Here is a 26,623-nt window from a genome sequence, read left to right as displayed (position 1 = left end):
ACCGGCTAGTCGAGGCGCACCGTAATTTCCGTCTTCACGGAGTTGGCAAGAAAGCACAACTCGTGCGCTTCGTGGTGGAGTTTCTGTTCGATCTCTCGGTTCGGCCTGTCGCCGGCATAGGTAACCTGCGGTCGAAGCTCCACGCGGCTCACCATTGTCCTGCCCTGCACAGTTTCCATAAGGCCGGTTGCCGCATCGATATAGCTATCGACCAGGATGCGCTTCTTTGAGGCCAGCCAGAGATAGAAGAGCATGTGGCAGCTCGACAGTGCTGCAACGTATGCCTCTTCCGGATCAACATTCTCGGCAAGCGCATACGGCAACGGCACATTGTGCGGCGAAGCGGAGGCAGCGACGGTGGCGCCGCCATCAAAGCTCCATCTGTGCCCGCGGCTATAGCGTCCGTCGATAAAACTTGCCGCGCCCCGCTCCCATGCGACCTCCGCGGAAAAAGTCGTCATCTCTCATTCTCCCTTGCGCGCCAGGCGCGCTGTTGTCATCTGCAGGTGGCCCGACAGGGCCTTCAGTGCCTCACCCTCGTCGCGACGCGCGCACGCGTCTATGATGGCGCGATGCTCGGCGTGGAGGATCACACGCTCGTTGGAGCCCTTTGGCTGCCTCAGATAGGCACGACGCGATTCACGCCGCAGTTCGTCGATCATGGACAGAAGGCGGCGATTGCCACATCGCCCGTAGAGCGTTCGATGAAAGGCGACATCCAGCTCCTCCAGCGCGGCCGGATCATCCTCTTCGATCAGATCTTCATTGAGACGGCGCGCCTTGCGCAGGTCACTGTCGCCGAGCAGCGCCAGCGCAGCGCGCAGCGCCATGCTCTCCAAGGCTGCGCGGATCTCGGCGAGTTCACGTGCTTGCTCTTCCGTCAAACCGGCGACGGCCAGGCTTCGGTCAGGCCGCCGGTCGAGCAGGCCTGACGCCAGCAACCGATCTAGCGCCTGGCGTACCGGCTGGCGGCTCACGCCAAACCGCTCTGCCAGGAGCTCTTGTTTCAGGACGGTCCCTGGCGGCAGGCTCCCGCCTTCTATTTCGCGCCGCAGCGCCGTTGCAATCAGGTTTGTATCCATGGATCCAAAGTAAACGCGCAAGTGTATTTTGGCAACGCTGTGGCATGATTTCTGTCATATTGATTGCGAAGAATAGCGTTAGGGAGCGTAGTATGGATCGCCGGTGGTCTCACGGGCGCCAGTCGATGACAGAATCGGTCATTGTGCTTGCGCCCGAGGGGCGCATGGCCCATATCCATAGCCAAAACAGGGGAAAAGAACGACGTGAGCCTTCCGAACAACAACATCCAGCGAGAGCCGCGATGGCTCGGCCCCTCAGGCCCAGCCCGCACGCCGTTAATTCCCTCGATCTCCGCGGCGCGCTGGCTGCTCGTGCTTGTTGTCGCTGCTGGCGTCTACTTCTTCTACGGCTTTGCCGTCCCGGTTCTCGCCGCCCTTGTCATCGGTTTTGCAAGCTGGCCGCTGTATCGCCGGCTTCTCAGCCGTGTCGGTGGAAACACAACGGTCGCCGCCACCATCGCGATTCTGATGATCGTGACGTTTCTCGTGTTGCCGATCTTTTTCGCCGTCACCTATACGACAGGTGAGGTGCGCGAATGGGTGGCCTGGGCCGTGCACGCAAACAGGTCCGGTGCGCCAACCCCGCAGTGGATCATCGCCCTGCCTTTTGCCGGTCCGTATCTCGATGAACTGTGGACCAGATATATCGGCAGCCCCGGTGCCATGGGTGAGCTAATCCAGGCTGTGAGCGGCGCCCATATCGGCAACATCTATCGGGCGATTCTGGCAGCTGGCGGTGGCGCCTTCCACCTGCTCCTCACGCTGCTCTTCATGTTGATCGCGCTGTTCTTCGTCTACCGCGATGGTTCCTCCTTCTCGCAGCAGATCGATATGCTCGGCGAACGCATTCTTCCGAACCGCTGGGAGCGAATTTCCCGCGTCGTTCCGGCAACCATCAGCTCGACTGTCATGGGCATGACACTGATCGCGATCGGCGAAGGCATCGTGCTCGGCGTCGCTTATTGGATCGCCGGTGTCCCCTCGCCCGTCACGCTCGGCGTCCTGACCGGTATCATGGCCCTGATACCCGGTGGTGCCCCGCTGTCCTTTACCCTGGTGTCTGTCTACCTGCTCGCCAGTGGCTCACATATCGCAGGCATCGGCCTTTTCGTTTGGGGAACGGTCGAGTTGTTCATTGTCGACAAGACACTTCGTCCGAAGCTTGTTGGCGGTCCCATCAAGCTTCCATTCCTGCCGACCTTCTTCGGCCTTGTCGGCGGCGTGAAAACCATGGGCTTTCTCGGCCTCTTCATCGGGCCGGTGCTGATGGCCCTCATTGTGGCGATCTGGCGCGAATGGATGCACGAGGTCCGGAGTGCCGAAACCGGCCCGAACGTCATGACCGACGAGCAGGCCCCGCCGGCGTCTCGCGCGGCCGAATGATCAGGGCAGCCGCTTTTCCATGAACAGGCTAAGTGGGTCTGGCAGGTAGCTGCCAAACGCTTCGATTTCGCCATAGCCGTACTTGCGGTAGAGAGCGATCGCTTCTGGCTGGTAAATGCCGGTTTCAAGACGGACGGCTTGGAGCTTCTTTTCAGCGGCCGTCGTTTCGAGTGCGTCTATCAGCTTGCTTGCCACTTTCAAGCCGCGAGCGTCCGGGTCGACGAACATCCGCTTGATCTCCGCTGTTCCGTCGCCAGCCTCGACCAGTGCACAGCAGCCAACGATCGCACCCTCGTTGCGGGCGACGAAGAAGCTGACGGTCGGCTTCTCCAAGGTCGATACATCGACGAGGTGATTGCTCTCTGGCGGATACAGAGACTGGGCATATGCGTCGGACATGTCGAGCAAGCGGAGCACGCCGTCTTGGCGCGGTGTTTCCAAAGCAATCGTAACGGACACGGGACTTTTCCTATCTTGCGGCGCCCGCGTAAAAAATGTTGGGGCGCCTTCATTCTGTTGGAATTTCAGCATCTAAGAGGCGAAGGTTCAATATTCAAAAGGCGATATTATGCAAGCGGTGCTGGTTGCAATGACGATCCTAGGCTGCAACGACTCGGTCACACAATGCAACTATCTCGCCACGGTTGAGCAGAAATGGCAGACCGTCGCCATGTGCGACGCCGATTCGGAAAGGCAGCTGAAGCGCTATACGAATGTCAGCTACCCAACGGTAATTGCTGTCTGTGAGCCACCGAAGCCTGCTTCCCCGGAAGCGCCGAAGGCGGTCGTGGAAAACGCGCCGACGCCGCCCGTTCCAGCCGGAACGCAGGGTCGGTTGTCGGCCCTCGCTGACCGGGTGGCGAGTGAGGTGCGCGCGTACCTGCCGTCCGGTAGCGAAATGAAAACAGCGCTGGCTTCACCCGTCCACTTCGTCTCGGGCAGCTATTCCTGGGTCGCGAAGCGGCTGCACCGCTAGGCTGCGGCGAGCGACGTCAATTGAGCGTAAGCGCGTGCATGCTGCCGCTGTTCAGCGATGTGCAGCCTTTCGATCATCTCCAGGAGTTCCTGCACGGCCCCATGCGTTGCATGCCGGCGGAACTTCTCAAGCAGCTTGCCGCAGACGTCGCCGAGCATCGTCGCTGACAGATCTTTCGATGCGTCCCGCCACAACAGCGTCGCTTCGACGAAGATCGTGCTGATCTCGCGGGAAAGGCCGGCCGTCTCATAGAGGGCGCGCACCGCGTGCATGCGACCGGTTGCGAGGATGGAGCGAACGCGTCGCTCTTCGCAGCCAGTCAGGTTGACGATGGCGCCTGCGAAGAACTCGACCTTTCCGCAGCAAAGAGCGTGGATCAGGCACGACGGCGTTAGGTGGCCACTAACCCGTAAATGCTCGACAAGGTCTGAAATCTCGCGCGGCGGAATCTCGCCAGCAATCGACACGATGGCAGTTTCATTGGCCTCTCTGCTGATCCTGTGCAGTCGGCCGGGATCGATCGTCGCTAGCGCCAATGGCAGACCGACGAGGGCGGCGCTGACATGCTGCGTCAACAACTGACGCGCGTCCGCCGCAAGATCCCCGCGCTCCAGCAGCAGATTGCGGATTTCGCAGTGATGGCCGAGCCGCTCGGCAATTCTTTTAAGAGAGTAAGGCGCGATGGCCGCCCCGCCGTTCTCGAGAAGGCAGAGGACGGCCTCTTCTTCACCGATTTCGGCGAGCGCGGCTGAAACCGGCCGTGAAATTGTGCCGCGCGCGGCAATCAGCATTCGAGTGATGTCGCTGCCGCTGGCGGCGAGATCCACCAGGTCTGCGTCCGACAGCAAGGGTGAGCATGTGACCGCATGGCAGGCGATCTCCGGCTGATCCGCAGCCAGCGAGAGTATAACCGCTCGCGGCGCCTCCGGTGACCAAGAGATTGCTTCGGCAAGCGCCAGCCTCACCTTGGGGGATGGGTCGTCGAGCAGGAAAGTCATGGCCATCTCGGCCGCGGCGCGTTCTTCTGCTGCCATTTCGGACTGCAGATAGGCTCTGCCGAGGGCACTGGCCGCACGGGCCCTGTCTCCGGCCTTGGCGGTTTCCGCCCAACGAAGAAATGCTTCTACGATCACCCGTGTGCCCCATGCCCGAATGCGATTCTCTCGCATTCCAATCAGTGGGATCACGGTATCTTGGAAAAGTTTATGATTGGTTCACCATGTTCCTTAAGCTCTGACGGCCAACGTCAAACCTGCGGCCGGAACATTTCGAATACGTCGCTGCCTTCGCTATAGTCCATGTAACCCATGCGGGCGACTGGCCTGGCGATCGCCATATCGAGGCGCCCATCGCGAATGATCGTCTCGTCGATGTGGATGCCGATGACCTGACCTAGGATCATGATGTTCTCGGAATTTTCACCGGTGAGTGACTTCGGCACAAGGGTTTCCGTTACCTTGCATTCGAGCACGGCAAAGGCCTCGGCGACGTAGGGCGCGTCGACAAGCTCACCCTTCCTGGCGGTGAGGCCGGAAAGAGCAAACTCGTCAACGCCATAGTCGACGGCTGCCGATGAGATATTCATCTTCTCGACCAGGTTTCGGCTGACAAAGTTGCAGGTGAACTCGCCGGTCTCGATCGCATTCCTCTGGCTATGCTTTAGACCGGCGGAGGAAAACATCACGAGTTTTGGGCGATCGGAAATCGCATTGAAGAAGGAGTACGGTGCAAGGTTGATCGAGCCGTCGCTTCCCTTGCTGCCAATCCAGCCAATCGGGCGCGGCGAGACAATCGCCTTGAAGGGATCGTGCGACAGGCCATGCCGGTTCGTATCGGCGGTATAGAACATCAGTCACCTCCGCCAACCCAGGTCACAGTCTCGATCAGTTCCGGGCGCGGGCGCTCGACGGGCGGAAACGTCGTCGAGCCCATGTGAATGAAACCAGCGATCTTTTCGCCCGACTTGACGCCGAGAAGTTCGTAGGCGCGCTCGTCATAGGCGAACCATTCGGTCAGCCAGTTGGCGACCCAGCCATGGGCGTTGGCGGCGAAGATGATGTTGAGGCAGACCGCGCCTGCCGACATCAACTGCTCCCACTCGGGAATCTTGATGTGCGGGCCGGACTTGCTGACGACGGCAACGACAACAGGAGCGCGGGTAAAGCGCGTACGCTCCACCTGGACCATTTCCTCAGACAGTTCTGGCTTGGCCTCGAGCGCGAGCTTGAGGAGCTCTTGGCCAATCCGGGCACGCTCTTCGCCGCGATAGACGATGAAGCGCCATGGCGCGAGCTTGCCGTGGTCGGGCACGCGGGAGGCCAGGCGCAAAATCTCTTCGATCTCGGCTTTGTCGGGGCCCGGCTCGCACATCTGGAAAGCGGGAATAGAGCGACGGACACCGAGATAGTCGATCAGCTTGATATCGGATTTCATGCGGGAGAGACTTCCATTTTCATGACAGCATTTGGGATGGGTCTTGAATTTGCCATCGCGTTGGTCTTGAAGTGGCCTCTGTGATTTCAGATGTCAATTGGTTCGCACGACAGATGGTTGGCATTTCGCCATATGCAAGCATAAGCCTGGCCTTGGTTTTGACCGCCCTACTGCCTTTAAGCAGCCAGGCGCAGGACGCCTTCCAGACCTTCAAGCAGTTGGATACGACTGCGAAAATGCCGAAGCTGAATGCCTTCATCGCGCCGGGCACCGCCCCGCAGGGCTCGAAGCTGCGCGAGATCGCGCTCGAGGCGAAACTGACCGCCAACGGTGATCCTGTTCAGGATGGTCTCTCCTGGTATGTGTTCAGCCCGATAGCGGGTACCGACGGAAAGCTTCCGCTGATCGCGTCTTCGCAAGGCGGCTCCGCGGATTTTCAGCTCGCGCCGGGAGACTATTTCGTCAACGTTTCTTTCGGTCGCGCCGGTGTCACGCGCAAGCTGACGGTTCCTGAAGAGGGTGAGGTCGACAAGCAGACGATGGTGCTGGAAGCCGGTGGCTTGCTGCTGAACGCGGTCTCGGGAACGGACGTTCGCATTCGCCCGGATCAGCTCAGCTTCTCGATTTACTCCGCCGAGGTGCGTGAGGACGGCGAGCGCGGTCTTGTCATGGCTGACGTGCCGCCAAACACCGTGGTTCGCTTGAATGCCGGAACCTACCACATCGTCTCCGAATACGGCGACACCAATGCCTCGATCCGCGCCGATATCCAGGTGGAGGCAGGCAAGCTCACGGAAGCAACCATCCAGCACAAGGCAGCACAGATCACGTTCAAGCTCGTGTCCGACGCCGGTGGGGAAGCGATCGCCGATACCGCCTGGTCGATCCTGACGGCCGCTGGCGACAGTGTCGGCGAGAGCGTCAGCGCTTTCCCGACCATGGTGCTCGCCGAAGGCGAATACTCCGCCGTAGCTCGAAACAAGGACAAGATCTACCAGCGGGATTTCAAGGTCGAAGCCGGCAAGAACACAGACGTCGAAGTTCTGATGAAGGACGTGCAACCCGAAGAACCGACAGAGGCCGCCAAAACCGTTCAGGTTCAGCCTGATCAGCAACCGCCAGCGACTGACGGCTCGCCGAGTACACAGGCACCGCTACCTACTTACGATCAGCTCCAGGGCGGCACCGGCGCCGGCGCGGACTGATCGACCTCCTAGGGGTACACAGACAAAGAAAAACCGCCCGGTTCTTTTAGAAACCGGGCGGTTTTGTATTCACGGGCTGGAGGCAGCTCAGGCTGCCTTTGCCTTCCTCGCTTCCGCCTTCCGGCGCACGTCCGGCGGCGTGGCTTCGAGCCCGAGGCTTGCGATTGCCTCGTCAAGCGACATCGAGGTTTGCTCCTGGCTGCCAAGACGGCGGATGTTGACTGTGCGCTCTTCCGCTTCCTTCTTCCCGCAGACAATGATGACGGGAACTTTCGTAACGGAATGCTCGCGGATCTTGTAGTTGATCTTCTCGTTACGGAAGTCGGTCTCAACAGTCAGGCCGGCGTCGCGCAATGCTGCCGCAACTTCGGCACCATAGCCGTCGGCCTCGGACGTGATCGTCGCGACGACGACCTGCTGCGGCGATACCCACAGCGGCAGGTGTCCTGCAAAGTTCTCGATCAGGATGCCGAGGAAGCGCTCCATCGAACCGCAGATCGCGCGGTGGATCATCACCGGCTGCGTCTTTTCCGAATTGCTGTCGATGTAGAAGGCACCGAAGCGTTCTGGCAGGTTGAAATCGACCTGCGTCGTGCCGCACTGCCATTCGCGGCCGATCGCGTCCTTCAGCGTATACTCGAACTTCGGACCATAGAACGCGCCCTCGCCCGGCAGAATGCCGGTCTTGATGTTGTTCGACTGGTGCTGGATCGTGTCCAGCACATCAGTCATCACACTTTCGGCGCGATCCCAAAGGTCATCCGAACCAACACGCTTTTCCGGGCGCGTTGAGAGCTTGATGGTGATCTCGTCGAAGCCGAAGTCCTTGTAGACAGAGAGGATCAGATCGTTGATCTTCAGGCACTCGGCTGCCATCTGCTCGTCGGTGCAGAAGATGTGCGCATCGTCCTGCGTGAAGCCGCGCACGCGCATCAAGCCATGCAGCGCACCGGACGGCTCGTAGCGGTGAACGGTGCCGAATTCCGCAAGACGGATCGGCAGTTCGCGATAAGACTTCAAGCCATGCTTGAAGATCTGCACATGGCCGGGGCAGTTCATCGGCTTCAGCGCGAACACGCGGTCGTCATCCGTGTCGTCGCCGGCGACGGTCACCTTGAACATGTTGTCGCGATACCAGCCCCAGTGACCGGAGGTTTCCCAGAGCGACTTGTCGAGCACCTGCGGCGCATTGACCTCCTGGTAGTCTTCGGCAAGACGGCGGCGCATATAGGCGACCAGCGTTTGGAACATGCGCCATCCTTTGCCGTGCCAGAAGACAACGCCCGGACCCTCTTCCTGGAAATGGAAGAGGTCCATTTCGCGGCCGAGGCGGCGGTGATCGCGCTTCTCGGCTTCCGCAAGCACGTGCAGGTAGTTGTCGAGATCGGCCTGTTCGGCAAATGCCGTGCCGTAGATGCGGGTCAGCATCGGATTGTTGCTGTCGCCACGCCAGTAGGCGCCGGCCACCTTCATCAGCTTGAACGCCGTCCCGATCTGGCCGGTCGACGCCATGTGCGGCCCGCGGCAGAGGTCGAACCAGTCGCCCTGATAGTAGATTTTCAGATCCTGGCCTGCCGGAATCGCGTCGACGAGTTCAACCTTGTAGCTCTCGCCCTTCGCGGCGAACACTTCCTTGGCCTTCTCGCGCGACCAGACTTCCTTGGCGAACGGCGCGTTGCGAGCGATGATCTCCTTCATCTTCTTTTCGATCTTCGGCAGATCGTCCGGTGTGAAGGGCTCGTTCTTGGCAAAGTCGTAGTAGAAGCCGTTCTCGATAACAGGGCCGATCGTGACCTGCGTGCCGGGCCAGAGTTCCTGCACGGCTTCCGCCATCACGTGGGCTGCGTCATGCCGGATCAATTCCAGCGCGCGGCCGTCGGTGCGGGTGATGATTTCAATTGCGCCCGCCGTCACCGGATCGGAAAGGTCACGGACCTGACCGTCGATAGCGATCGCGACTGCCTTCTTGGCAAGCGACTTGGAAATGGATTCTGCGACATCCTTGCCGGTTGCGCCAGCATCGTAGCTGCGCACGGAACCATCTGGAAATGTCAGGGAAACGGATTGGGACATCTAGAATTCTCCTTGTCCAGTCCCGCCAACGAATGCGGGTGGTTGCAATGAAGCGCTTCGTCCGCACGAATGCGCCGCCGCCTGATACCGAGATTTGCTGCTTGAGTAAAGAAAAAGCCAACTTAGCCGATCATTTCGGCAAGGCCACGCACCGTGTTCCAGTTCCGCAGTGTTCCGACGCCCATGCGCTTGGTCGTCAGTGCCGAGAGCAACTTCCACTCGCTCGGCTGGCCGGCAAAGTCGATCCAAAGATCGCCGCCGGTTATCGCGAGACGCTGTTTCGGATTGGCATAAGGGCGAAGCGCCTCCATGGCCGCAGGGGTAAGTGGCTTGCGCATGACGCGCACGATCACCTGACTGCCCTCGCCGTCTGCAAAAGGATTGGACTTCGCAAGGGTCAACCAGTCGATACCTTTGCGCACAATGATATCGACCGGTTTGCCGAAGCGAGCCTTGAAGGCCGCTTCCAACTTCGCCTCGATCTCCGCGAGCGGCGCAGCATCGGCCTCGAAAACGATGTTCCCGGTCGAGACCAGTGTCCTCGGATTCTCGTACCCGATGTCCTTTGCCATGTCGCGAAGGTCGGACATCACCACGCGGCGACCGGGCGCAAGCACGATGCTGTGCAGGAGCGCGACGTAGATCATGCTTTGCAGAACTCTGCCGCGCCCTCGCCAAAACCTTCGAGTCCGTGCTTGGACGCGACCGCATCGACATGTTTGCACGAGGCATCGGGGAGGTCGAGGCGACGGCGGGACACCCGAAATGCGCCTTGCGTCATCGTTCAGCCCGCCTTGCGACCAAGCGTGAGATAGCGCCAGAGTGTCCACCAGTGAAAGCGTTCGCCGAGCTGCTCGGGAACCGGGTCGAGCCCGCTCGTGCCTCCCGGGCCGCAGCGCGCGACGCGAAACAGCGTCATCCATCCGCCGCTCCACAGCCCGTGACGTGCGACTGCCTCGTAGCCATATTCCGAGCAGGTCGGGATGTGTCGGCAGGAATTGCCGATGAAACCTGAGAGCGTCAACTGGTAGCCGCGGATGAAACCCATACCGACCAGTCGGCCGGGTGTCTTCCGAAACGGGCCGGAGTAATTTCGGGAGTAGGAGCGTGCGGCCCGACGGGGTGCGGCGGCGCCACCGTCATCTTCGTCCTCATCGCGATTGATCGAACAGAATTCGCACATCGGCTATGCCGCTCAGGCCTCGATGGTTTCGCCGCGCTTGGCCTCGATCTGACCGACCGCATCGACGACGGCGTCGAAGGTCAGCATCGTCGAGGCATGTCGTGCCTTATAGTCCTTCACGGGGCGGAGATAACGCATGTCCTCGAAGCGGCCCTCCGGCCCCTCGCCGTCCGCCTTCAGCATCGCCAGCATGTCCTCGCGCGCCTTGCGCAACTCAACCGCGTTGGCGCCGATCACATGGCGGGCCATGATCGAAGACGATGCCTGTCCGAGCGCGCAGGCTTTTACGTCGTGCGCGAATGCGGTGACCGTATCGCCGTCCATCTTCAGCCAGATCTTGACCTTGGAGCCGCAAAGTTTGGAGTGCGCCTGGGCGCTGGCGTCCGCGTCCGGCAAGCTGCCGATCAGCGGAATATTGCCCGCGAATTCCAGGATTTTGCTGTTGTAGATATCGTCCATCGTGGATTCCGCTCCAGAATTCATGCGGATCGGCGCCTCAAAACTCATTGTAGCACAAAAGAAAAACACAGCGTGTCGTGCCGGGAGACTTACATAAGGATGCCGTTTTCCTATATGTATGTCGTTCGAAGGCCAGAAAAATGCAATGGCCTCGGCTAAGTTTGATTGGGAAACCGTGCCGGAAGGGCAGCAAACCAAGCCCTGAAAGCCCCGGAGCCTGCCAAAGGTGCATGAATTCCCTTGAGTGGAATTGCCAGTGGCTAGTCCGAAAGACGGTCCGCCAAAGCGGATCAGGAGACTGTTACATATGGACGCCATCATCAAGAATTTTCCGCAGACCCCCGCCGATCTCGATGCGGATCGGCCCAGCCAGAAAGAAGCAGAGGACGCCGTCCGCACGCTGTTGCGTTGGGCAGGTGACGATCCGACGCGCGAAGGCCTGCTCGATACGCCAGCACGCGTGGCCAAAGCCTATCGTGAACTCTTTGCCGGCTATGATATGGACCCGGAAGATGTGCTGGGCCGTACCTTTGAAGAGGTTGCCGGCTACGACGACATGGTCCTGGTGAGGGATATTCCGTTCTTCTCTCATTGCGAACACCACATGGTTCCAATCATCGGCAAGGCCCATGTTGCCTACATGCCGGATGGCAAGGTGCTGGGCCTTTCGAAGATCGCACGCGTCGTTGAGATCTACGGTCGTCGCCTGCAAACGCAGGAAACCATGACCGCCCAGATCGCTAAGGCCATTGACGACACGCTCACTCCGCGCGGTGTAGCCGTCATGATTGAGGCCGAACACATGTGCATGGCGATGCGCGGTGTGCAAAAGCAGGGCTCGACCACATTGACGACAACTTTTACCGGAACGTTCAAAACTGAGCCGGCTGATCAAGCCCGATTCATGTCCATGGTCCGGAGCCGCTGAATACGGCTTCAGTTAAGAAAGCCGCGATGATGCCCTTTGCGTTCAATGCGCCGTCCGATGATAAATCAGAACTTGAGGACGCGGGCGACTTCACGCCACGCTTTGACGATCGCGGCCTGATCACCGCGATTGTCACCGATTCCGCCGATGGCGAGTTGCTGATGGTGGCGCATATGAACGCCCAGGCCCTCGCACTGACCATTCAGACCGGGAAGGCTCATTACTTCAGCCGCTCGCGGGGCAAGCTCTGGATCAAGGGCGAAACCTCGGGCAACACCCAGATGGTCAAGGAAATCCGGACGGACTGCGACCAGGATGCCATCTGGCTGAAGGTCGAGGTCGCAGGCCATGATGCCACCTGTCACACCGGTCGCCGATCCTGCTTCTATAGGACCGTGAACCTCGAAGACGGCAAGCCGATGCTCGAAATCGTCGATGACGAGCTCCAGTTCGATCCGGACGAAGTCTACGGTAAAGAGTCGTAAAAGCAGGCAATTGCCTCTTATTGGGCCAAAATCTACGCCTATATACGAATTGGAAAGGGACGCGGGACACTAATATAGTTCGTTTTTAATTGTTTGCCGGGAGGGAGACGAGCCATGCTGAATTGGGGATTGTACCGCCAAAGCTCCGAGGCGGGCGCGTCCAATGCCAGCACCCCGACCGCGCCAGACATGAACGCTCCCGCATCTCCTCCGCCTGCCCCCAAGAGAACCAAGCTTGCCCTTGCGCTCGGCGGCGGCGCCGCACGCGGCTGGGCGCATATAGGGGTTCTGCGCGCCTTGGACGAAGAAGGTATCGAGATCGGCATGGTTGCCGGAACCTCGATCGGTGCGCTGGTCGGCGGCTGCTATCTGGCGGGCAAGCTCGACGAACTGGAAGGATTCGCTCGTTCGCTGACGATGCGGCGTATAGCGAGCCTGCTTGATCTGACTATCGGCGGCAGTGGCCTGTTCGGCGGCATGCGGTTGACGAAGCGCATGCAGGAGCATCTTGAGGGGCTCAACGTCGAAGATCTGGACCGGCCATTCGTGGCTGTCGCCGCCGAAGTAAACACCGGGCACGAAGTCTGGATCGCAAACGGATCGCTAATTACGGCTCTTCGCGCCTCCTATGCCCTCCCCGGCATTTTCGAACCCATCCGCAGCAATCAACGGACACTCGTCGATGGCGCGCTGGTCAATCCGGTTCCCGTTTCCGTATGTCGCGCCTACGAGCAACCGCTCGTGGTTGCCGTCAATCTGAACTACGATCTTTACGGTCGATCGGCTGTCGTCCGGCACAATGCAACCCTCTCGCGCTCCGAAGTCCAGCGACGCGAGGAGGTGCCCTATACCAAGCTCGGCATGACCGGTGTGATGGTGCAGGCTTTCAACATCATCCAGGACAGGATTGCGCGTGCGCGCTTGGCGGGCGATCCGCCGGACATATCGCTTCAGCCGCGTCTCGGCGATATCGGCCTCTCGGAATTCCATCGCGCTGGAGAAGCGATCGAGCGCGGCTATGAAGAAGCCAAGCTGAGGCTTCCCGAGTTGAAACGGATGCAGGAACTATTCGCCGGCTCTTTCTAGGCGCCGGCGAAGCATTCAGCCGGCGATGTAGGCCTTGATCTGTTCGGCTTCCAGTTCGACTTCAGCAATACGCGTCTTCACGACGTCACCAATCGAAATGATACCGGCAAGTTTGCCGTTCGTTTCGACAGGAACGTGACGGAAGCGTCGGCTCGTCATCAGCCCCATCAGGTCATACACTGTCGAATCTTCATGGCACCGATAGACCTTTGCGGTCATAAGCGAGCCAACCGGCTGATCGAGGCAGGCCGCCCCCGCCTTGGCGATCGCGTGCACGACGTCGCGCTCCGTGAAAATCCCGGAAATCTTGTTTTCCATCCCGACGATAACGATAGCGCCGATCTTCTTCTTGCTGAGAATCACAGCCGCCTCGGCAACGGTCGTGTTTGGCCCGGCGGTTACGACATCCCTGCCCTTCGCATCGAGTATGGCCTTGACTGAGTTGGACATTCTTGAACCTCCTATGTCGAAAGTGAAACACTTCAACTGATCACAGGCATCCGTGGCGGCTCTCCTCCCATCACGGATCAGGAGGAATGGTGCACTCCAATGCTCAAGATTGCAATATATCCGATGTCTCTGAAATGAGCGGCTGCTCGGGTGGCTCCCGGTCGAAAAAGCCGAAGAGAACGAAGCCGAAAACGAAGCCCCCGATATGGGCGTCCCAGGCGATTGCCTGGGATCCGTCGCCAATCAACGGGACGCCGACGGCGATCAGGAGATTGCCCACGAACCAGAAGAGAATGAAGGCGACGACCGTGCGGCTGCGAAACGCTCCCAGCATCGAGAGTCGCGGATTAAGATGCGCCGGCCCGCTCATCCGCTGTTCAGGCGGGAACGCAAAGCGGCAGGCAGCGCCCATCAGGCCGGACACCACGCCCGACGCGCCGATCAGCAGCGTGGCCCCTCCCCAATTCAGGGCCGCATGGAAGGCGGCGGACGCAGTTGCCGAGAGCACCCAGAAAACGATGAAGCGAAGCGTTCCAATCCGGCGCGCCACCGGTGTGCCGAAGGCCATGAGCCACAGCCCGTTGAAAACGATATGCTCTATACTGCCGTGAAGCAGCGAATAGGTAATCGGCGTCCAGAAAAGTTGCGGGCCCTGCTCTGACAGCGGCGTGATGTAGCGCAACGGAATGAAGCCGAAATTGAAGAACAGCCAGTCGAGGCCGCTGCCGGATAGAAGCAGCGATTGAACCGCATATATCAGCCCCAGCAGCGCAAGTGCCGCGAGCACCGGGCCCGGAAGGTTGAAGATGGGCGACGGCGGCGGGGGCTCTATCGCCGTTTGCGGCTCCGACTGCTCGTTCATCTTCGTCCTCAATTGATTGCGGCACAGCCTTACAGGACGAAAGGTCAAAAAAAAAGCCGTCCGGCAAAGACCGGACGGCTTCGAGCGTCGAGGATATCCGCGCCCGACAGTCTGTGCTGAACTTCCCGAAGACAGGAAGCGATGGACAGACATTGTCACGGCGCGATGCGCGGCTCAATCGAAACCGTTCCTTAACCTTAACTGTTCCGAGCTGGCACGAGATACGCACAGCATCATAGCGCATGGCCATGACGGCCGTGTTTTGATCCAGAATGAAACAGCCGGTGCAGCAATGCGTCTCAAAACGACGATCGACCTATTCGAATATTGGACTCGGATCCGCGGCAAGGACGTTGCGCCGTTGAGATCGCAGGTCGAGCCAACGCATTTGCGGCAGATTCTGTCGAGCGTGTTTCTCCTCGAAACAGGTGATTCGGGCCGCATCGCATTCCGCCTTGCCGGAACCCGTATTTGCGATCTCTTTGGTCGCGATCTCCGTGGGGTCCCGTTTTCCGAGCTTTGGGCGCATGGGAAGGACGACATCGAACAGATGGCCGCGGGCCTCATGAGCAACGCGATGCCGGAGCTGCTCAACGCCACGGGTTTCACCGCGGCCGGCCATTGTGCGTCCTTCGAAATTGTCCTCCTGCCGCTTCGCTCGGACGAGCGTGAATGCGACAAACTTCTGGGGGCTATCGCCCCCGCGGTCGCATCAAGCTGGCTGGAAGTCGTGCCGCTCCAGTTCCTCGCTCTCGATCGCATCCGATCACTGCACGAAGGGCTTGGCTCCGACAGCGAGCTCAAGGATGCCGAGTTCGGAGATGAACACCCGGTATACGGGCGTACCCCGTCGATCGCTGACACAATGCGACGCGTTATGTCCAATCTATTTGCTGAATTCGGCGTTCCAGGCTCGGTTCGGCACAACTGAATGCGTGCATAGTGGACGAATCTGAACAACCTTCTGTTAAGGGATTCCGGGTAATGATCGGATGGTTGTATTTCATGAAGAAGCCCTTTGATGCACGCGTTCCAGCAAGTTCAGACGCAACGAACTGCGCCTCGCCTCGAACAAGGTGCCTTTCAACGCGTCCCAATCAACATGCAGGGCCGGCTTATGCTGGCGAACTACGAGGAATTTGAGTGCCTGGTCATCGATATGTCGCCGGGCGACATGTACGTGACTTGCCTGGGCCGCCCTCGTGCCAACGAGCGTGTGGTGGCCTATATCGATCACCTCGGGCGCGTCGAAGGCTATGTGCAGACGATCGATGGTCGTGGTTTTGTCATGTCGATCCATGCGACCGAACGCAAGCGCGAAAAGCTCGCAGCACAGCTAACTTGGCTTGCAAACAAGCATGAGCTTGGCCTTCCGGAAGACCGCCGTCACGACCGCCTGACGCCGCGCGAGACGAAAACCGAAATCACGCTGGAAGACGGCGCCCGCTACAGCTGCCGCATCATGGACCTGTCGCTTTCCGGCGCCGCAGTCGATGTCGAGGTGCGTCCGCCCATTGGCACACCTCTCCGCCTCGGCAATATGCGCGGCCGCGTCGTACGCCATTTCGTGGAAGGCGTTGCGATCGAATTCCTGTCGATCCAGTCGCGGGAAACACTGCGCGAATTTCTCTAATCGCTGCCACAGGCGCGCCGCCCGGGTGCCTGCTGTTCGATGTTCGCTTATCGCGAATTTGATCCCTCGGCCTGTTGCACATCATTTTCTCGATCAACGCAACGGCGGCCGCACTCGCCCAGCCCTGCCGATTGGTCACTCGGCGCCTGCTCAAAGGCAGCTGGACCTTGAGAAGCCGCTTTCGGGCGCATGGCAATTTTCCCGAGCCTAGCCGCAAAGTAATTCTCATCGATCGTGGGTCGTGGATCCGACAGCTGCTCTTCCGCAAAATTTCTCGATAATAATTTTGCTGCCGAAACGTGCCAATCGGCGAATTTCACCGCCAGCACCGCGATTATGATCTAGGCGCGGACCATCGCGGCGGCAGCCCAGATGGTAAATGAAGTCCTCCCAAAGCCTCGGATCCGGACGCTGCGTTAATAACTTGTCCCAAAATGCTGCGATTAAACGCCGAACCTCTTTCCGAGGAAGGAGCAATTTTAATCAAGTTTAGCGCGAAAGCTCTTCGAATTTTAGGCGAATTCGATTTTGTTTTTAGTCGATTTCTCTGCGTGTTTGAATCAACTAAGCCTTTAATTTAACTGCGTAATTTTGCGTCGAATAAAAACGTCTGTGTCAGGTTCTCCTCACAACGGGGACACGACAAATGACAATAACGAGTTTCATCAAAGGCAGTCTGGCCGTCGGTGCAATGTTGATCGCGATGGCGGGTTCGGGACAAGCGAACCCCCTCAACATGACGGTCCTTGGAAATGCGAGCCCGCCGATCGGTGCCTATCAGTTCTGCAAGGAAATGCCTACCGAGTGCGCGAATGCGGACGGCGATCAAGGCGAGCTGCTTCTGACGGAGGAGCGCTGGAAGACGATCCTCAAAGTGAACTACCAGGTCAATTCGTCGATCACGCCGTTGACCGACAAGGAAATCTACGGTGTCGAAGAACGCTGGGCCTATCCGCGCACCGCCGGCGATTGCGAAGACTATGCGCTGCTGAAGCGCAAGATGCTGATCAATGCCGGCTTCTCGGCTTCGGACCTGCTGATCACCGTCGTCCTGCAGCCGAATGGCGAAGGCCATGCGGTGCTGACGGTCCGCACGGACCGCGGCGATTTCATCCTCGATAACATGCGCAACAAGGTCATGCTTTGGGCCGATACCGAATACACCTACCTCAAGCGTCAGTCCGCTAACGATCCGAGCCGCTGGGTCAAGCTGCAGGACGGTCGCGCGGTGGCGGTCGGCAGCGTCAAGTAAGCGCGTATCGCCGGGAATACCCGGCGTGACCATACGGCTCCGGTCGTCCCCCGCATCCCCGTGCCTGACCGGCGCCACAGAGCCGCTCCCGCTGTCCCGGGAGCGGTTCGTTTTTTCCTGCCTCAAGGCGGCAGTTAAACGTTCGTTAACCGTATCGGCCAGAGAATTACCGCATCAACCAACGGCACCGGCGACTCTTGTTCCTTTCGCGGCGGTCTGACATCCGAAGGCCGCCATGAACCATACCGGTACCGCACGCGAAATTGAGGAGTCGCCACTCTTTTCTACGCGTTTCGTCGTCCGCCTTACGATCGCTGTCGCCTGCCTCGCGGCTTTGACATTGGCCATCAGTTTCGGTGGTCGCTGGTTTGGCGCTCGCATTTCCCTCGCTGGCAATACTGATGCGATAACGCCGATAACCCTGACGATTGGCCGCGACACTCTCCGCCTTCCCGAAAACACGCTGCGCTTCCCCAGCCAGCGGAAGAACGGCCTGTCCGAAAGGGCGGACCTCTATCTCACTTGGCCGGAAATGCAGGGGTACAGCAAGGAACACCGCGAGCGCTTCGACGATGTTTCCCAGTCGTCGGGACTGATCTTCCTTCAGGTCACCCAAAGCACGATGTCCCGGGACATGTCGGGACGACTAGAACCGATCTACTCGCATCTCGTCGAGGGCGACGGAGTCCCCTTTGCCAATGGCATGACGCTGCATCACCTGCGCGCAGACGCGGGCTATGCCGATGAGGTTCTCTTGACCGCGCCGCGTGCCGACGCCCAGGACTATGTCGTACGTTGCGCCTTGCCGGCGACGCCTCAAATGGCCACCAGCGGGGATTGCCAGCGTGACATAAAACTCGGTCGCGACTTAACTGTGCTTTACCGGTTCTCCAGCACGCATCTGCCTGATTGGGACCATATTGATGCCGCTATTCGCCATTTTGTGGAAGCGCGACTTGTGAACGCTTCTGCGACAGGTCGCTAGAATGATCCGATGTGGCGAAAGAAACGATTAATCATAAACGGATTGGTAACCCCGGACGGATAATTTGCTGAGAGAACGATCGCGCCGGGAGGGCGGCCGATCTCTCCAGTGTCCGAAATGCAAGCGAAGAGTAGAATAGTGCCAAGGTCAGTCTCCTCCGTATCACCATCGCGATCCCGCAATTTTCTTATAAGAGCGATCACGGCGCTGTCTCTGGCGGCCGGTATCATTATGGCCGACTCGATCGATGCCGATGCGGAGGCAGCCAACTCAAAATACGCGGGAATCGTCGTCGATGCGAAAACCGGCAGCGTTCTCTATAGCGAGAACGCGGATCGCCTGCAGTATCCGGCTTCTCTCACAAAGATGATGACGCTCTACCTGACCTTCGAAGCACTGGAGCAGGGGCGCATCCGCCTGGACACGTCGGTTCCCTTCTCCGCACACGCTTCCGCCCAAGCGCCGACGAAGCTCGGTGTTCGCGCAGGTGGCGCGATCTCCGTCGAACAGGCAATCCTTGGCCTCGTGACGCTGTCGGCCAATGACGCGTCCACGGCTCTCGGCGAGTTGCTTGGTGGCACAGAGGATCGTTTCGCCCAGCTGATGACCGCGAAAGCGCATGCGCTTGGTATGACGCGTACGACCTATCGTAATGCCAACGGCCTGCCGAATACCGCCCAGATGACGACGGCGCGCGACCAGGCCCGTCTGGGTATCGCACTTCGCCAGCATTTTCCGCAGTATTACGGTTATTTCTCCACGCAGAGCTTTAAGTTCGGCAATCGCATCATCCGTAGCCACAACCGTCTTGTCGGCTCCGTGCGCGGCGTCGATGGCATCAAAACGGGTTATACCCGGGCGGCTGGTTTTAATCTGGTAAGCTCCGTTCAGGTCGATGGAAAATCGATCGTTGGCGTTGTTCTCGGCGGGGCTTCGACCCCTGCCCGCGACAATCAGATGCGCAAGCTGATCGCCGCCTATCTGCCGAAGGCATCCAGCCGCGGTGGTTCGTCGGATCTGATCGCCCAGACCGCGCCGCAACCGGTAGCGCCCGTCACCGAAACACGCGTCGCTTCGGCTGCGCCTGAGGTCAGCCTGCCGCGCACCGCGCCGACGCCGGATGCCCGCGATCAAGCGGCCTCCGCGCAGGTTGCGTATGCCGACGTTGCCAAGTCAAAGTCCGACAATCCGCTCCTCCAGCAGGAAATGCCGACGCCGACGAAGGTCAAGACCCAGGCGATCAAGCAGGCTGCTGTTGCTACGCCCACATCTGCTCCTGCCTATGTCCCGCCGGAACAGGGCGATACGTCTGTCGACGAGCTGACGACCGCATCGACCAAGGAACCGCAGCTGGCCGGTTGGGCCGTTCAGATTGGCGTTTCTTCCAGCAAGGAAGGCGCCATGGACCTGCTCGACAGCGCCAAGAACAAGGGTGGCAAGTCCCTTCGTTCCGCAAAGCCGATCGCAGTCGCCAATGCCGGAAGCTACCGTGCTCGCTTCAGCGGTTTCGATGACCAGCGTTCTGCTGTGAACGCCTGCAACGCCCTCAAGCGCGCCGGCGTGAAGTGCTGGGCCACCGCCCAATGATCAGCGGACATGCCGCCCTAGACCGGGCGGCATGTCCCAAGCGTCGTGATCGTGTGTTTGATCCGACGGAGTTCTGAGACTCGGTTTGTAATGCGTACGGGGATGAGAATGGCGATCAACGAGAATGTTCCGGAATTTCCGCCACATGGCCGGGTGACCGGCAAAAATCCGCGAGCCGGTTTGCACCCGCTGCATGAAGCGGCTTTGCGACTGGCAGAGGTAGGGTTGCAGCGGCAGAAGCCGAAATCGGCAAAAACCAAGGACTTGATCAATCTGCTGTTGTGCCACGGCGCGCGGGCGTGGCGTTGCTCCCAGGCGGAAGCGAGTATCCACCTTCACGTCACCTGCCCGGAAGGTCGGGCACCAGTAACGTTGCGCCTGCGCTAATCTAATCAGAGCAGGCCGAGTTCGGAAAGCTCGCGGCGAAGGTCCGCGGGCATTTCCGCAATCCCTTCCCCGAGGCTGTTCAGATCGCGCGGGACGTCGTCCTGCGGATAATAGCGCCAGCCCTGGAATGCTCGTTTCGGCTGGACTGCCGTTTCGATGACCTCAGGCCCCAGTACAAGATGGCAACGTGAGATTCCCTCGCCATCGGTAAACGTCTGGATATCGAGCAGCTTCTGGCGCGCCTGTACCTGCCCCTTGATCACCCAGTAGAGCGAACCTCCGTCAAGCAACTCCTCGACCCGCTTCGGGACCATCCTCGTCGTATGCACGGAATGAGGCTCTAGCCCGGCCGCAATCGCTCTGAGAGACCGCTCGGCGACCCACTCACGCAGATCGTCGATCGAATCCGCGCCCACACACAGTTTAATGAGATGCAATGCCATGCCGCCGTTCAAATCCTTTTATCGGGCAGCGTCAAGCGGCAAGTCGCATGTTCACAAAGTCAGCATTCCACGACGTTGACGGCAAGGCCGCCGGTGGAAGTCTCCTTGTATTTCTCGCTCATGTCGTTGCCGGTCTGCCGCATGGTTTCGATGCAGGCGTCGAGCGGAACGAAGTGCTTGCCGTCTCCCTTGATGGCCAGTGAGGCAGCCGTAACTGCCTTGACCGCGCCGAGGGCATTTCGTTCGATGCAGGGAACCTGCACGAGACCCGCGACCGGATCACAGCTCATGCCGAGATGATGTTCCAGCGCGATTTCGGCAGCGTTCTCGATCTGCTCGGGGGTCCCGCCCATGACCGCCGCAAGACCGGCAGCCGCCATGGCGGCCGCGGAGCCCACCTCGCCCTGACAGCCGACCTCTGCGCCGGAAATCGAGGCGTTGTGCTTGATGATCCCACCGACCGCAGCAGCGGTCAGAAGATAATCGCGGATGCCGTTCTGGTCCCAATCGTCGTGGAAATGCTCGTAATAGCGGATCGTCGCCGGGATAACGCCCGCGGCACCGTTCGTCGGAGCGGTCACGACGCGACCACCAGCAGCATTCTCCTCGTTGACGGCCATGGCGTAGACGCTCAGCCAGTCGTTCGCGAGCAGCGGGTTGCTGCGGTTGCTGCGCCATTCCTCCTGCAGTTTGTCATGAATCGCGCGGGCGCGACGGCGAACGTTCAGCCCGCCCGGCATGATGCCATCGACCTTGAGCCCGCGTTCGATACACGAGCGCATTGCTTCCCAGATGCGATCAAGACCGGCGTCCAGTTCCTCGCGGCTACGCTGCGTTTCCTCATTGGCGCGCTTCATCTGCGCGATCGAGAGGCCGGAGCGCGCGGCCATGTCGAGCATCTGCTTGGCCGAGGAGAAAGGATACGGAACCCTGAGCGAATCGGACGGCGTCTTCTTCTTTGCACGCATCTGCTCGAGTTCAGTGTCGGTCACGACGAAGCCGCCGCCGACTGAATAGTAGATGCGCTTGACCAGCATCCGCCCGTCCTTGTCGAAGGCGGAAAGCGACATGCCGTTGGCGTGGCCCGGCAACGGCTGCTTCTTGTCGAAGACCAGGTCGGTCTTCGGCTGGAAGCCGTAGCTCGGATGCCCGGGCGGCGAGATGCGACCGGAGCGCTCCACGTGGCTGATGATACCGTCCATCTTGTCCGGATCGACGCTGTCAGGCTGCTCGCCCATCAGGCCGAGGATGACGGCCCTGCCCGTCCCGTGCCCGATCCCTGTATGCGCCAGTGAGCCGTGCAGGCTGACCTTTATCGACGCGACCTGGGCGCCAGAAGTCGGGCGCGGCCAGTCGTTTGACAGGATCAGATCGAGGAATCGATTGGCTGCAGTCATCGGACCCATCGTGTGTGAACTGGAGGGCCCGACACCGATTTTGAAGACGTCGAAAACGGAAAGGAACATGACTGCGTCCTGTAAAGTTGCTGCGCAAACCTACGCTACCGGCTCCCGCGATCCCGGCGATGGACCGACATGGCATTTCACGCGTGCGACATCTGTAAAACGAAGCGCTGCGACTTGCCAGTCATTGCGGCGTGCCACCGCATCTGTAGAGTGACGCGGCGACGGGAGCCTGATTCAATATAATGATGACGACAGCGGATTACATTGCACTGGTGTTCTTTGCAGCGATCTGGTTCGGCTATGCGCGCCTGCTGCAAAGCTCGAGTTTCTTCGGCAGAACCAGCCTCACCCACGCCATGCGGGAACGCCGGCGCGAGTGGATCTACAATTCGCTGCGCCGCGATTTGAAGATGATCGACACCCAGATCATGGCCGGCCTGCAGAATGGCACCGCATTCTTCGCCTCGACGTCGATTTTCGCCATCGGCAGCTGCTTTGCTCTGCTGGGGGCAACGGAGAAAGTCGACGCCGTCTTCGCCGACCTGCCCTTCGTCTTTCATAGCGGGCATGCCGTCTTTGAAATGAAGGTCGGCGGCCTCGCGGCGCTTTTCGGATACGCCTTTTTCAAATTCGGCTGGTCGTATCGCCTCTTCAACTACTGCACCATCCTCTTCGGCTCAATCCCGATGATGCGCGACAGCGAACACGATGTGATTGCCGCCGAGCGCGCGGCGGAACGCGTCATCCGCATGAACATCATTGCCGCGGGTCATTTCAACGAGGGGCTGCGCGCCATCTTCCTCTCGATCGGCTACCTCGGTTGGTTCATCAACCCTTATGTTTTCATGCTGACGACGACGATCGTGATCGTGGTCCTGACAAGGCGGCAGTTCTTCTCTGAAGCGCGGCTGGCGATCATGGATGCCCGGCCGCCATCAAATCTCCACCTTTCTCCTATTCCCCGCGCCAAGCCGTCGAACGACGGCAACGACTCATCCGAGGGATTGTGAATGACCGCTCTGGCGACGGAAACACATGCGAGCGTTAAGCCGCCTCGCATTGGCTTGCTGGACACAGCGCGCGGTGTCGCCCTGCTGGCGATGGCGACCTATCATTTCACCTGGGACATGGAGTTCATGGGCTACCTCCCCCCAGGTACTGCTGAAACCGGCTGGCTGAAGCTCTATGCCCGCGCCATCGCATCGACCTTCCTGTTCATTGTCGGCGTCAGCCTGGTCCTCGCAAACACGCCGGAGATCCGCTGGCGCCCGTTCTGGAAGCGGTTTGGGATGATCGTTGCCGCAGCGCTTGCGATCTCGGTGGTGACGCGGTTTGTCTTCCCTGGCGAATGGATATTCTTCGGCATTCTCCATTGCATCGCAGTCCTCAGCCTGCTGGGGCTTGTCTTCCTGCGTCTGCCCTTGCCTGTTGCCATCGCCGCGACCGCTGCTGTTACCGCGGCATGGGTCGTGGATACCTGGGTCGCGCCCAACCTGTTGCGCTCGCCGATCTTCAATCCGCGCTACCTCGCCTGGATCGGCCTGGCAGAGATGCCGCAACGGTCGAACGACTACGTCCCGATCTTTCCTTGGGCGGTGCCCTTCCTGCTTGGCATGACGACGGCTCTGCTCGCCCTGAGGACGGGGCTTCCCGCGAGGCTTGCAAAGCTTGGCACCGGCTCAAGCCTGCCGGCAAGGGCCGGGCGTCATAGCCTCGCCTTTTACCTCATTCATCAGCCGGTGCTGATCGCAGTTGCCTACGGACTTTCCGTGATCATTCCGCCCGCTAAGCCGGACCCGGTCGAAACCTACCTGAGGCAATGCAATGCCTCGTGCATGATGCAGGAAGGCGAAGCGCTATGCCGCAGCTTCTGCCAGTGCACCCTCGATGCGCTGAGGACGCAAAAGCTCTTCACGGAATTCCAGTCTGGCGCCGTCAAGCCGGATGACGGGCGGATCATGGCGTTGGCGAGCGAGTGCAGCGCCAACACGCAATAATCAGGTGCCGACGCCGATATCGGCCAGACGACCGAGGCATGCCTCTTCGATATTGTCGAGCTCGGCCAGGGTGTCGTCGATGTCCTTGCGCTTCTGGCGCAGGTCTTCGCGCTTCTCGTCGACGCGCTTCATCAGGAGCTTCAGCTGGCCCAACTCGCCCGGCGGCTCCTTGTAGACCTGAATGATCTCGCGGATCTCCGCAATGGTGAAACCGATGCGCCGGCCACGCAGGATTTCCTGGATCAGGCGGCGGTCTGCCGGACGGAACAACCGGGTGCGTCCGCGCCGCTCTGGATGGATCAATCCTTCGTCTTCGTAGAACCTCAGCGTACGCGTCGATACTCCAAACTCGCGCGTCAATTCGGTTATGCTATAGTACTTGCTGACCGGCATGGGCTCCCCACCATTAAGGGTGCCAATAATATTGACTTTTACGTAATAGTCAATTTCTGCGCGGAAATTCGAGCCGGCTAAATCCCGAACCACCATGTAGCGATACCGAGAAAGGCAAAAAAGCCCGTACAATCGGTTACTGTCGTGACAAAAACCGACGACGCAATGGCTGGGTCGGCTCCGACCTTATGCAGGAGCAACGGCAGGAGAATTCCGGCAAGGGCGGCAGCAAACAGGTTGATGATCATCGCTGCGCCGATCACGAAGCCCAGTTGGTAGTCGTGAAACCAGGTGGCGGCGATGGCCCCCATGATGACGGAGAACAGCGCGCCATTGGCGACGCCGACCCCCGCCTCTCTGCGTATGATGCGGCCGGCGTTGTAGATGTCGATGTCGCCGGTCGCCAACGCGCGGACGGTAACCGTCATCGTCTGCGTGCCCGCATTGCCGCCCATGGATGCCACGATTGGCATCAGCACCGCGAGCGCAATCATCTTCTCGATCGATTCGTCGAACAACCCGATGACGCTTGCAGACAGCAAGGCCGTTCCGAGGTTGATCACGAGCCAGAGAAAGCGAGAGCGGACGGTTGAGAAAACATTGTCCGACAGCTCTTCGTCGCCGACACCGCCCAGACGCTTGATGTCTTCGTCGGCTTCCTCGTGAATGACGTCGACCACATCATCGATCGTAAGCACTCCGACCAGCCTGTCGTTCTCGTCGACGACGGCGGCGGAGAGAAGGTCGTACTGTTCGAAAAGCTGGGCGGCCTCTTCCTGGTCCATCTCCGCGGGGATCGGATGATTCGTCTCCCGCATGATGGATTCGATCTTGGTCTGCCGCTTCGTACGCAGGATCTTGTCCAGATCGACGGCGCCCAACAGCTTGAATGTCGGGTCGATGACAAAGATCTGCGAGAATGAGTACGGCAGGTCTTCCTCGTCGCGCATGTAGTCGATCGTCTGCCCGACCGTCCAGAACGGCGGGACCGCGACGAACTCCGTCTGCATACGACGGCCGGCCGAGCTTTCCGGATAGTCGAGCGCGCGCCGCAGCCTTACACGTTCGGTAAATGGCAGCTGCGCGAGGATTTCTTCGCGATCCTCGGTGTCGAGGTCCTCGAGAATGTAAACGGCATCGTCCGAATCGAGTTCGCCGATCGCTGCGGCGATCTGCTCGTTCGGCATCTGGTCGACGATTTCGCGACGAATCGTTTCGTCGACCTCCGTCAACGCCGTCATGTCGAACTCGTCGCCAAGCAGGCGAACGAGCGCAAGTCGCTGGTCGGGCTGCAGCGATTCGAGAAGGTCGCCTATTTCAGATTCGTGCAGGCGGGCGACGTGCTGGCGCAGGAAGATCGTATCGCGATCGGCAATCGCGGCACCGACCAGCGCCAGGAAATCACCTCGGACGTTGCCATTTTCATCATAGATGTCGGCGTCGCCGCTGTCTGGACGCGGGCGGACGAGCTCTTCTGCGTCGTTCGTCATGGTTGCCGCCCTCGCATCCCGTTTGAAGTTCAATGACTAAGCGCCGAATTATATAGCTTCGTGCTAGCTCAAAGCTTGAAGTCCGTCCAGCCGCAAACGCCTCGCGTGGATGACAATGCGCGTGCGCAGCGATAGTTTCCGCGCATCTCAAAACAGGAACTTTGCCAGTGGCTGTCCGACCCATATTGCGCTTTCCCGACATTGGCCTGAAAACCGTTTGCGAACCCGTCGAACTCTTCGACCAGAGGCTGCGCGACCTCTCGGACGATTTGCTGGATACGATGCGGGCGGCGCCAGGTGTCGGTATCACTGCTGCCCACATCGGCGTCTTTCTGCGGGTAGCCGTCATTGAGCTTGGCCGAAACGAAGGCGTGCGACACTACGTCAATCCGGAGATTGTGTCAGTGTCAGACGACACGATTCGCCATGTCGAAGGGAGCGTCTC

Annotated in this window: 31 protein-coding genes; 15 read left to right on the top strand and 16 right to left on the bottom strand. The window is 59.7% G+C overall.

All coding sequences use genetic code 11. The features are described 5' to 3' along the window. Positions 1-5 precede the first annotated feature (5 nt). Together RHIBUN_RS0120220 and RHIBUN_RS0120215 are read right to left on the bottom strand one after the other, a co-directional pair. Positions 6-461 carry an OsmC family protein gene (locus RHIBUN_RS0120220; RefSeq protein WP_025660950.1) on the bottom strand — a complete coding sequence of 152 codons (456 nt, stop codon included), beginning with the start codon at positions 459-461 and terminating at the stop codon, positions 6-8. A 3-nt stretch (positions 462-464) separates the two neighbouring features. Continuing rightward, positions 465-1,082, bottom strand: coding sequence for a GntR family transcriptional regulator (locus tag RHIBUN_RS0120215; protein WP_025660949.1), 618 nt, complete (start codon positions 1,080-1,082; stop codon positions 465-467). Positions 1,083-1,286: 204 nt separating this feature from the next. Between RHIBUN_RS0120215 and RHIBUN_RS0120210 the strand changes: the two genes are divergently transcribed. Then, positions 1,287-2,465, top strand: a complete 1,179-nt coding sequence (locus tag RHIBUN_RS0120210; protein WP_025660948.1) for an AI-2E family transporter — start codon at positions 1,287-1,289, stop codon at positions 2,463-2,465. On the opposite strand, the gene RHIBUN_RS0120205 is transcribed toward RHIBUN_RS0120210, so the two are convergent. Further along, the gene (locus tag RHIBUN_RS0120205; RefSeq protein ID WP_025660947.1) at positions 2,466-2,924 is read right to left on the bottom strand and encodes a GNAT family N-acetyltransferase; all 459 of its coding nucleotides are present in this window, start codon (positions 2,922-2,924) and stop codon (positions 2,466-2,468) included. It abuts the gene before it with no gap. Positions 2,925-3,033: 109 nt separating this feature from the next. Between RHIBUN_RS0120205 and RHIBUN_RS0120200 the strand changes: the two genes are divergently transcribed. Beyond that, a complete protein-coding gene (locus RHIBUN_RS0120200; protein WP_025660946.1) occupies positions 3,034-3,441 on the top strand; it encodes a hypothetical protein in 408 nt (135 codons plus the stop codon). Here the strand turns inward: RHIBUN_RS0120200 and RHIBUN_RS0120195 are convergent. From RHIBUN_RS0120195 to RHIBUN_RS0120185, 3 genes are all read right to left on the bottom strand, one after another. Further along, positions 3,438-4,610, bottom strand: coding sequence for a DUF2336 domain-containing protein (locus tag RHIBUN_RS0120195; RefSeq protein ID WP_198021166.1), 1,173 nt, complete (start codon positions 4,608-4,610; stop codon positions 3,438-3,440). The two genes, RHIBUN_RS0120200 and RHIBUN_RS0120195, sit on opposite strands and share 4 nt — an antisense overlap. Positions 4,611-4,687: 77 nt before the next feature. Further along, positions 4,688-5,290 (bottom strand): flavin reductase family protein, encoded by a 603-nt coding sequence (locus RHIBUN_RS0120190; RefSeq protein WP_025660944.1) that lies wholly within the window; start codon positions 5,288-5,290, stop codon positions 4,688-4,690. Beyond that, positions 5,290-5,874 (bottom strand): nitroreductase, encoded by a 585-nt coding sequence (locus RHIBUN_RS0120185; RefSeq protein WP_025660943.1) that lies wholly within the window; start codon positions 5,872-5,874, stop codon positions 5,290-5,292. Before RHIBUN_RS0120185 ends, RHIBUN_RS0120190 begins: the two co-directional genes overlap by 1 nt. Positions 5,875-5,987: 113 nt before the next feature. Here RHIBUN_RS0120185 and RHIBUN_RS0120180 point away from each other — a divergent pair, with 113 nt between their 5' ends. After that, the gene (locus RHIBUN_RS0120180) at positions 5,988-7,079 is read left to right on the top strand and encodes a hypothetical protein (protein WP_025660942.1); all 1,092 of its coding nucleotides are present in this window, start codon (positions 5,988-5,990) and stop codon (positions 7,077-7,079) included. 87 nt (positions 7,080-7,166) lie between these two features. On the opposite strand, the gene thrS is transcribed toward RHIBUN_RS0120180, so the two are convergent. The 4 genes from thrS to RHIBUN_RS0120155 form a co-directional block, all read right to left on the bottom strand. After that, on the bottom strand, positions 7,167-9,152 hold the full coding sequence (gene thrS, locus RHIBUN_RS0120175; protein WP_025660941.1) for a threonine--tRNA ligase: 1,986 nt from the start codon (positions 9,150-9,152) through the stop codon (positions 7,167-7,169). Positions 9,153-9,274: 122 nt separating this feature from the next. After that, positions 9,275-9,799: a DUF1697 domain-containing protein gene (locus RHIBUN_RS0120170; RefSeq protein WP_025660940.1), complete on the bottom strand. Its 525-nt coding sequence runs from the start codon at positions 9,797-9,799 to the stop codon at positions 9,275-9,277. A 137-nt stretch (positions 9,800-9,936) separates the two neighbouring features. Then, entirely contained in the window at positions 9,937-10,335 is a 399-nt protein-coding gene (gene yidD, locus RHIBUN_RS0120160) for a membrane protein insertion efficiency factor YidD (protein ID WP_025660939.1), read from the bottom strand. A gap of 12 nt (positions 10,336-10,347) precedes the next feature. Beyond that, on the bottom strand, positions 10,348-10,794 hold the full coding sequence (locus RHIBUN_RS0120155; protein ID WP_025660938.1) for an iron-sulfur cluster assembly scaffold protein: 447 nt from the start codon (positions 10,792-10,794) through the stop codon (positions 10,348-10,350). A gap of 307 nt (positions 10,795-11,101) precedes the next feature. On the opposite strand from RHIBUN_RS0120155, the gene folE reads away from it, so the two are divergent. From folE to RHIBUN_RS0120135, 3 genes are all read left to right on the top strand, one after another. Continuing rightward, positions 11,102-11,722: a GTP cyclohydrolase I FolE gene (gene folE / locus RHIBUN_RS0120145; protein ID WP_018854970.1), complete on the top strand. Its 621-nt coding sequence runs from the start codon at positions 11,102-11,104 to the stop codon at positions 11,720-11,722. Positions 11,723-11,748: 26 nt separating this feature from the next. Further along, positions 11,749-12,207 (top strand): phosphoribosyl-AMP cyclohydrolase, encoded by a 459-nt coding sequence (hisI, locus tag RHIBUN_RS0120140; protein ID WP_018854969.1) that lies wholly within the window; start codon positions 11,749-11,751, stop codon positions 12,205-12,207. A gap of 114 nt (positions 12,208-12,321) precedes the next feature. Then, positions 12,322-13,293: a patatin-like phospholipase family protein gene (locus RHIBUN_RS0120135; protein WP_025660937.1), complete on the top strand. Its 972-nt coding sequence runs from the start codon at positions 12,322-12,324 to the stop codon at positions 13,291-13,293. A gap of 15 nt (positions 13,294-13,308) precedes the next feature. On the opposite strand, the gene RHIBUN_RS0120130 is transcribed toward RHIBUN_RS0120135, so the two are convergent. Then, positions 13,309-13,743, bottom strand: coding sequence for a CBS domain-containing protein (locus RHIBUN_RS0120130; protein ID WP_018854967.1), 435 nt, complete (start codon positions 13,741-13,743; stop codon positions 13,309-13,311). A gap of 103 nt (positions 13,744-13,846) precedes the next feature. After that, on the bottom strand, positions 13,847-14,605 hold the full coding sequence (locus RHIBUN_RS0120125; protein WP_025660936.1) for a rhomboid family intramembrane serine protease: 759 nt from the start codon (positions 14,603-14,605) through the stop codon (positions 13,847-13,849). A gap of 292 nt (positions 14,606-14,897) precedes the next feature. On the opposite strand from RHIBUN_RS0120125, the gene RHIBUN_RS0120120 reads away from it, so the two are divergent. The 6 genes from RHIBUN_RS0120120 to RHIBUN_RS0120095 all read left to right on the top strand — a co-directional run bounded on the left by RHIBUN_RS0120120 (position 14,898) and on the right by RHIBUN_RS0120095 (position 20,449). Further along, positions 14,898-15,536, top strand: a complete 639-nt coding sequence (locus tag RHIBUN_RS0120120; RefSeq protein WP_025660935.1) for a PAS domain-containing protein — start codon at positions 14,898-14,900, stop codon at positions 15,534-15,536. Positions 15,537-15,626: 90 nt separating this feature from the next. Beyond that, complete coding sequence (locus RHIBUN_RS0120115; protein WP_018854964.1) at positions 15,627-16,238, top strand: PilZ domain-containing protein; 612 nt, start codon at positions 15,627-15,629, stop codon at positions 16,236-16,238. 646 nt (positions 16,239-16,884) lie between these two features. Further along, on the top strand, positions 16,885-17,490 hold the full coding sequence (locus tag RHIBUN_RS0120110) for a transglutaminase-like cysteine peptidase (RefSeq protein WP_025660934.1): 606 nt from the start codon (positions 16,885-16,887) through the stop codon (positions 17,488-17,490). Positions 17,491-17,725: 235 nt separating this feature from the next. Beyond that, on the top strand, positions 17,726-18,475 hold the full coding sequence (locus RHIBUN_RS0120105) for a hypothetical protein (protein WP_025660933.1): 750 nt from the start codon (positions 17,726-17,728) through the stop codon (positions 18,473-18,475). Between the two features lie 117 nt (positions 18,476-18,592). After that, the gene (locus RHIBUN_RS0120100) at positions 18,593-20,062 is read left to right on the top strand and encodes a serine hydrolase (RefSeq protein WP_025660932.1); all 1,470 of its coding nucleotides are present in this window, start codon (positions 18,593-18,595) and stop codon (positions 20,060-20,062) included. Positions 20,063-20,170: 108 nt separating this feature from the next. Next, on the top strand, positions 20,171-20,449 hold the full coding sequence (locus RHIBUN_RS0120095) for a hypothetical protein (protein ID WP_025660931.1): 279 nt from the start codon (positions 20,171-20,173) through the stop codon (positions 20,447-20,449). Between the two features lie 5 nt (positions 20,450-20,454). Here RHIBUN_RS0120095 and RHIBUN_RS0120090 read toward each other — a convergent pair whose 3' ends face one another. Together RHIBUN_RS0120090 and RHIBUN_RS0120085 are read right to left on the bottom strand one after the other, a co-directional pair. Beyond that, positions 20,455-20,892: a DUF1489 family protein gene (locus tag RHIBUN_RS0120090; RefSeq protein WP_016554039.1), complete on the bottom strand. Its 438-nt coding sequence runs from the start codon at positions 20,890-20,892 to the stop codon at positions 20,455-20,457. A 59-nt stretch (positions 20,893-20,951) separates the two neighbouring features. Then, positions 20,952-22,358 (bottom strand): L-serine ammonia-lyase, encoded by a 1,407-nt coding sequence (locus tag RHIBUN_RS0120085; RefSeq protein ID WP_025660930.1) that lies wholly within the window; start codon positions 22,356-22,358, stop codon positions 20,952-20,954. A 185-nt stretch (positions 22,359-22,543) separates the two neighbouring features. On the opposite strand from RHIBUN_RS0120085, the gene RHIBUN_RS0120080 reads away from it, so the two are divergent. Then, positions 22,544-23,308: a DUF599 family protein gene (locus RHIBUN_RS0120080; protein WP_025660929.1), complete on the top strand. Its 765-nt coding sequence runs from the start codon at positions 22,544-22,546 to the stop codon at positions 23,306-23,308. Further along, a complete protein-coding gene (locus tag RHIBUN_RS0120075; protein ID WP_025660928.1) occupies positions 23,309-24,295 on the top strand; it encodes a heparan-alpha-glucosaminide N-acetyltransferase in 987 nt (328 codons plus the stop codon). On the opposite strand, the gene RHIBUN_RS0120070 is transcribed toward RHIBUN_RS0120075, so the two are convergent. Next, the gene (locus tag RHIBUN_RS0120070; protein ID WP_016554043.1) at positions 24,296-24,688 is read right to left on the bottom strand and encodes a MerR family DNA-binding transcriptional regulator; all 393 of its coding nucleotides are present in this window, start codon (positions 24,686-24,688) and stop codon (positions 24,296-24,298) included. Positions 24,689-24,765: 77 nt separating this feature from the next. Beyond that, on the bottom strand, positions 24,766-26,178 hold the full coding sequence (gene mgtE / locus RHIBUN_RS0120065; RefSeq protein WP_018854955.1) for a magnesium transporter: 1,413 nt from the start codon (positions 26,176-26,178) through the stop codon (positions 24,766-24,768). Positions 26,179-26,345: 167 nt separating this feature from the next. Here mgtE and RHIBUN_RS33635 point away from each other — a divergent pair. Beyond that, positions 26,346-26,623: peptide deformylase (locus tag RHIBUN_RS33635; RefSeq protein WP_037217260.1), on the top strand; the 278-nt coding region annotated here is incomplete at its 3' end.

The sequence above is a fragment of the Rhizobium sp. IBUN genome, assembly GCF_000510625.1.
Lineage (GTDB): Bacteria > Pseudomonadota > Alphaproteobacteria > Rhizobiales > Rhizobiaceae > Rhizobium > Rhizobium altiplani.
This window is presented reverse-complemented; position numbering and strand designations above follow the sequence as displayed.